Origin of the sequence: Streptomyces sp. URMC 129 (genome assembly GCF_051386415.1) — a bacterium.
Lineage (GTDB): Bacteria > Actinomycetota > Actinomycetes > Streptomycetales > Streptomycetaceae > Streptomyces.
In genome coordinates, this window is record NZ_JBPQTQ010000221.1 from 1 (window position 1) to 4,595 (window position 4,595).

The window sequence follows — 4,595 nt, forward strand, 5'->3', positions numbered from 1 at the left end:
GGCGGCGGCGAGGGCGGGGAGCGAGGGCAGCACGCGCGGCAGCAGGGCGCGTTGGAGCTCCCGGGCGCGGGCCGTGGCGGCGTCGTAGAGGCCGGCCCGTTCCAGTGCCTGGGCGGTGAGGCCGCTGAGTGCGGTGAGCAGGGTCTGTTCGTCCTCGGTGAAGTGGTGCGGGCCATCGTAGGAGATGACGCAGACGCCGATGGTGCGGCCGGAGGCGATCAGCGGCAGGAACGCCGCGGCCTGTTTCCCCTCGACGCCCGCCAGGTCGCGCCGTTCGGGGTGCCGGGCGAGGAACTCCCGCACCGACTCACTGAATTCCGGGGTACGGGTACGCAGCGCCTCGCCGGTGACGGCGGACGACAGCGGCGTGCCGTGCACCCGGTCGAGAAACGCGCGGGAGTAGCCGGCCGAACCGACCACGTTCAGGCGCTCGTGCTCCAGCACCGCGACGATCAGCCCGGTGGCGCCCAGGGGCGGCAGCACGCTGTCGGCGACGGCCGTCACCACGTCCCGGGCGGTGACCGCCTCGGCCAGCGCCCGCGTCAGCCGGGACATCAGAGCGGTCCGCTCCGCCGCCGCCCGCTCGGCGGCCTGCCGCTCGGCCTCGCGCCGGCGCCGCTCGGTGATGTCCGCGACGTAGACGGCCAGCCCTTCGGGGATGGGCACCAGACGCAGGTGGTACCACTGGTCGCCGCCCGGTCCGGGCACCTCGAAGCCCACCGGTTCGTTCTCGCTGACGGCCCGGTGGCAGCGCTGCTCCACCCCCGGCACGTCCCGCAGCGCGGGCACGTCCCACAGGGGCCGGCCGACCAGCTCCCGCGCCGGGCCCAGCAGGTGCTCGGCCGCCGCGTTGACGAACCCGATCCGCCCGTCCCCGCTCAGTGACAGAAACCCGTCCCGCATGTGCAGCAGGGCGCGCCCCACCGACTCCAGGGCGCCATGGGTGCCGGTGGTGTTCCACGCGGTGCCGACGATGCGGACCGGTTCGCCGTGCTCCTCGGTGACGATCCGGCCGCGCCTGCGGATCCAGCCGTAGGTCCCGTCCGCGCGCCGCATCCGGTACTCCAGGTCGTACCGGCCGCGGGTGCGGATGCCCCGGTCGGCCTCGGCCGTCACCCACGGCACGTCGTCGGGGTGGATCAGGCCGACCCAGGACTCGACCGATCCGTCGAACGCCTGCCGGTCGATGCCGAGTGCCTCGAAGGTCCGGTCGTCCAGGGTCAGTTCACCGGTGCGCAGGTCCCACTCCCAGTTCCCCACCTCGTCCGCCCGCGGCTCCCGCGACGGCTCGCGCGACGACGGCTCCCGGCCCTGCCGCCCCGGTCCGGACAGCAGGGAGGGGGACACTCCGCCGGGTCCGGGCGGGGTCTGCCGCAGCCGCTCGCCCGCCCACCGGGCCACCTCCGTCAGGAACGCCCGCTGCCCCGGATCCGGCGGCCGGGAGGCGGGGAGCACCACGGTCAGGGTGCCCAGCGGCCCCTCCGGCTCCGGCCCCGGCAGCGGTGCCGAGGCGATCCCGGCGTCCTCCGGTCCGGCCACGGGCTCCGGGTCGCGCCCGTACGCCTGCTCGGGGACGCCGATCGTGGGCAGGTAGACGAACCCGTTCTCCTGGACGGCCCGGGCCGGGGCCGCGGGACCGTGGTCCGCGATGTACGTCCAGGGCCGGGTGAAGCCGGACAGCCCGTCGCTCGCGACCAGCCGCAGACCGCGGGAGATGGCCCGCGCGCGCAGGTGGGCCATGCCGCCGAGCCCGCCCAGCTCGGCCGTCGCGTGCAGCACGGCGTGCCGCAGCACCTCGATGTCCCCCTGGCCGCTGTCCACCGTCGCGAGGAGGCCGAGCCGGGCGGCCCGCACGGGGCCCCACCGCTCGTGCGGGCCCTCACCGCGACTGGCGCTCATCGGCCGTCCTCGCCCTTCGGAGATCCGGGGCCCCTCCGGCGCGGCCCACCTGGATCTCAATCTTCGCTTATATGGATTTATTACTCCAATGATCCCCCGCGCCCCGGGCGGCCACGGGTCCCGGGGGGCGCCCCGGATGGCCCGGCCCGGGTGCGGCGCGCCCGGGCGCGGGTCACGATCGACCTGCCACGGCAAGCAGGTCATACCGGGCTCGGGGCCGCCCGGCCGCACAGGAGAGGTGACCCTGGCATGAGAACGATGCTCATCGCGGAGTTCGACACCGACAAGGCGAACGAGGCCATCAAGAACGAGACCATGGCCCAGGTCATGGGCGGCGCCATCGAGAGACTCAAGCCGGAGGCCGCCTTCTTCGGCGCCCAGGACGGCGCGCGCACCGGATACCTGGTCTTCGACCTGGACGAGCCGGCCGAGATCCCGGACGTCTGCGAACCGCTTTTCCAGGAGCTCGGCGCGAAGATCACCATGATGCCGGTGATGACGTTCGACGACGTCAAGGCGGGGCTTCAGCGGTACGCCTCCGGCTGAGCCGGGCCCGGGGACGGAACGGCCCGCGTCAGGAGTGCTCTCCCCGGCCCGGGCCCCCTCCTGGACGGCCGGCCGTCCAGGGCCCCAGGGCCGGGCCGGGATCCGCGTCTTCTTCCGCCCGGTGCGGGGCCCCGCTCAGTGGTCCGGGTCGGCCTTCCGGGGGAGGCCGACCAGGTGGCTGAGGAGGCGGTGGCGGGGCGCGGCGGGGAGGCGGGCCACCAGGGCGCCGAGTTTGGCGTCGGGGCCGAGGCGGGTGCGGAACTTCAGGCGGCGGGCGTCCACCAGGGCCGCGATCCGGGCGCCGGCTTCCCGCGGGTCGCGGGCGGACTGGTCGACGGCCGCGCGGAAGCGGGCCTCGATGTCGGTGAAGAGGGCCGTGTAGGGGCTGCCCGGCCGGACGGAGGTCGGGGCGGAGGTGAAGATCGCCGTGCGGTAGGCGCCGGGCTGGACCAGGGCGGTGCGGATGCCGAAGGGGGCGAGTTCGAGGGCGAGGGCCTCGGCCCAGCCCTCCAGGGCCCACTTGGACGCGGCGTACGAGGACAGCGTCGCCTGGGCGTTGAGGGCGATGATGCTGCTGACCAGGATGACGCGGCCGGAGCGGCGGGCGCGCATGGCCGGGAGGACGGCGCGGGTGACGGCGAGGGCGCCGTGGAAGTTGGTGTCCATCACCCGCCGGACCTCTTCGTCCGGGGTGTCCTCGAAGAATCCGGCCGAGGCGGTGCCCGCGTTGTTGATCACGGCGTCGAGGCGGCCGTCGGTCGCCTTCAGCACGGAGTCGACGCAGTCCCGCACCGACGCGGGATCGGTCACGTCCAGCGGGAGGGTCTCGACGGCGGTGCCCAGGGCGGCCGGCCGGCGGGCGGGGTCGCGCATCGTGGCGAAGACCCGGTGGCCGCGGGCGTGGGCCGCCACGGCCGTGGCCAGTCCGATCCCTCCGCTGCATCCGGTGATCAGTACGGTCTTGGGCATGGCCTCAGCCTGGCCGGTGCGCCGTGAGGTTTCAAGGCTTCCGGGGGTGGCCGAGGAGGTAGCCGGTGAGGACGGCGCCGGCCGGGGCCAGGGCCACCAGCGGCCAGGTGAGGCCGTGGGCGTTCTCCGTCCAGGACTCCCACAGGTCGGAGAAGTCGTCGAAGAACAGCTCGAACGCGCTCTCCGCGCCGTCCGACGCCTCGGCGGCGAGGACGGCGGTCGCGAAGGTCTCGCCCAGCAGCATCGCCGCCAGCGCGAGGACGCCGGCGAGCCAGTACAGGCCCGGCCGGCCGGGTGCGAGCTTCGCGGCCGGGAGGCCGACGAGTGCGCCCACCGCCGCGGCGAGCCAGGTCAGTTGGGCGATGTCGAGCTCGGAGTCGCCGGTACGGATCGCTTCTTCGACCAGCGCGTCCAGGTCGACGACCATGCCGGTGAGGAAGCCGTACAGCAGGAGGGCCGCGACCGCGACGGCGGCGGTCAGGGCGATCGCCGGGCCCGGCGAGGTCCGGCGGGCGGGCGGTGGCGGCACGGGCGGGGCCGTGCCGGGCTGGTACGGATACGGCTGGCCGAATCCGGGGTGGCCGAATCCGGCTGCGGACTGCGTCTGTTGCTGCCAGGGCTGGCTCATGTCTCCCCCGTCGGCTAGCCGTTGTAGACCACGGCGCAGAGCAGGACCGTGTTGTCGTCCACGGTCCACCAGTAGTAGCTGTTCTGGTCCCCGGCCGACTGACGGCACTCGTCGCCCTGGACGGTCGCGGGGGCCGAGTAGACCCCGGTGACGTTGTAGGTGAGGCTGTAGGGGGCCGGGACGCCCTGCGCGCAGTCGACCCAGCTCATGAGGTTGGCGGTGCCGTCCGCCATGCCCAGGAAGCACTGTCCGACCTCGAACTGGCGGGTGACGCAGAGCGCGACGGTCTCGTAGCCGGCGCTGTAGGAGAGGTAGGAACGGCCCGCGTCCACGGGGCAGGCGCTCGTCGTGTCCGACGTCTGCGACACCCACACGCCGGCGCCGTCGTCGTCGCAGGGGACGACGTCCGGGGTGTCGCTGACCCAGTCGGTCTCCGAGATCATCCAGTTGTTGAGGCAGTCGCCCGCGACGACCGACTGGTAGAGCTCCAGGGTCGGGTCCGGGACCGTGTCGTCGTACGGCCGGCCGACCCGGAACCGCAGGACGTCGCCGA

General features: G+C 74.2%; 5 protein-coding genes. 1 reads left to right on the forward strand and 4 read right to left on the reverse strand.

What is annotated here, in order from left to right; translation table 11 throughout:
- Nucleotides 1-1,899, reverse strand: a 1,899-nt coding sequence (locus ACSNOC_RS26980) for a PAS domain-containing protein (RefSeq protein WP_436750196.1), incomplete at its 3' end; no start/stop codon positions are given.
- Between the two features lie 249 nt (nucleotides 1,900-2,148).
- Here ACSNOC_RS26980 and ACSNOC_RS26985 point away from each other — a divergent pair.
- Nucleotides 2,149-2,445, forward strand: coding sequence for a DUF3303 family protein (locus tag ACSNOC_RS26985; protein WP_436750197.1), 297 nt, complete (start codon nucleotides 2,149-2,151; stop codon nucleotides 2,443-2,445).
- A gap of 135 nt (nucleotides 2,446-2,580) precedes the next feature.
- On the opposite strand, the gene ACSNOC_RS26990 is transcribed toward ACSNOC_RS26985, so the two are convergent.
- From ACSNOC_RS26990 to ACSNOC_RS27000, 3 genes are all read right to left on the reverse strand, one after another.
- The gene (locus ACSNOC_RS26990; RefSeq protein WP_436750198.1) at nucleotides 2,581-3,414 is read right to left on the reverse strand and encodes an SDR family oxidoreductase; all 834 of its coding nucleotides are present in this window, start codon (nucleotides 3,412-3,414) and stop codon (nucleotides 2,581-2,583) included.
- 31 nt (nucleotides 3,415-3,445) lie between these two features.
- Nucleotides 3,446-4,042, reverse strand: coding sequence for a hypothetical protein (locus ACSNOC_RS26995; protein ID WP_436750199.1), 597 nt, complete (start codon nucleotides 4,040-4,042; stop codon nucleotides 3,446-3,448).
- A 14-nt stretch (nucleotides 4,043-4,056) separates the two neighbouring features.
- Nucleotides 4,057-4,595, reverse strand: a 539-nt coding sequence (locus ACSNOC_RS27000) for an LppU/SCO3897 family protein (RefSeq protein ID WP_436750200.1), incomplete at its 5' end; no start/stop codon positions are given.